This is a genomic window from Pseudomonas sp. QS1027, assembly GCF_002814235.1.
In the GTDB taxonomy this organism is placed as follows: Bacteria; Pseudomonadota; Gammaproteobacteria; order Pseudomonadales; family Pseudomonadaceae; genus Aquipseudomonas.
The window spans coordinates 1-986 of sequence record NZ_PHSU01000082.1 but is presented as its reverse complement, the minus strand read 5'-3'; the positions used below and the strand labels follow the sequence as shown (position 1 = coordinate 986).

Annotated in this window: 1 protein-coding gene; it reads left to right on the top strand. The window is 42.7% G+C overall.

What is annotated here, in order from left to right:
• The first annotated feature begins 181 nt into the window (after nt 1–181).
• A complete protein-coding gene (locus CWE01_RS33215) occupies nt 182–832 on the top strand; it encodes a hypothetical protein (protein ID WP_157815230.1) in 651 nt (216 codons plus the stop codon).
• The last annotated feature ends 154 nt before the right edge of the window (nt 833–986 follow it).

The following is a 986-nucleotide window of genomic DNA, read 5'->3' as shown; positions in this document are numbered from 1 at the left end:
GGTGGAGATCAAGACCGAGCAGAGAGGGATTATTGAGTATTTGTTGACACCGTTGTTGAAGTATCTGCGTGAGGCATTGGGGGAGCGCTAATTGAGAAAAAGCAGTGTGCATTGCGTTGGCCGGTTGAGCCCGCTGCGGCCATATTTTATGGCAGTACTTTATTAAAAAGGAACCAAGATAATGGACCTGCCTATTACTCCAGCCCCTGAAGCGGGTCGTCCGATAAAGCCTATTCCTTGGTTTCGAACCGGGCCCTTTGTGCTGATTAGTTCAGCTACGATTACTGTTTATGCATTGTTGGGTAATTTTTCTCCGTATTATAGAGCTGTTGTGGATGTTTTTATAAGTCCGATAATTGATAGTCTGGGGTGGGTTTTTCTGAATATTCGAACCTCGCCTATGAGTGGGGAGCTTGACCCTGTTTACTATCGTAATTTGATGGGGTTGTGTGTGCTCTTTAGCGCTTTGTATAACATTGCATCTGCTTTGTATATGGTTAAGGTTAAGAAAATAGCGGCTGCCAGTTGCGAAGATACGCATAAAAATATAATGATTATGCAAGGGATTGGTGTCAAAAAAGGGTGGGTGTTATTGCATCTTGGTGTGTATTTTATTGTTGGTGGAATTGCAGCTTTTACCACATTTATTTTTTTGAACTGTATGTTTGGCTGGTTCGAATTTTTGCCTTCAAGGTATGACATGCTATTCACGTTGATCGTCTGCTTGGCATTGATTTTGCCGTCAAGTTTCTGTGTGGCGATGTGGTCGATTGTTGGGCAGCTTGTTTTTTTTGATTTTCGGAAAATTTTTGAATTTATTGTAAAAAAATAGGGAGTTTAGTCATGGCGGAAAAAACAGCTTTCGATACTTTTTGGGGGAAGTTCACAGCGCCTGGAACCGGGGATGTCGAGTTCGGTGGCGATCAAGACCGAGCCACGACGGATTATTGAATATTTGTTGACACCGTTGTTGACGTATCAGAGTG

Coding starts and splice junctions, on each gene's coding strand:
- CWE01_RS33215 (WP_157815230.1), top strand. CDS start 182: ATGGACCTGCCTATTACTCCAGCCCCTGAAGCGGGTCGTCCGATAAAG.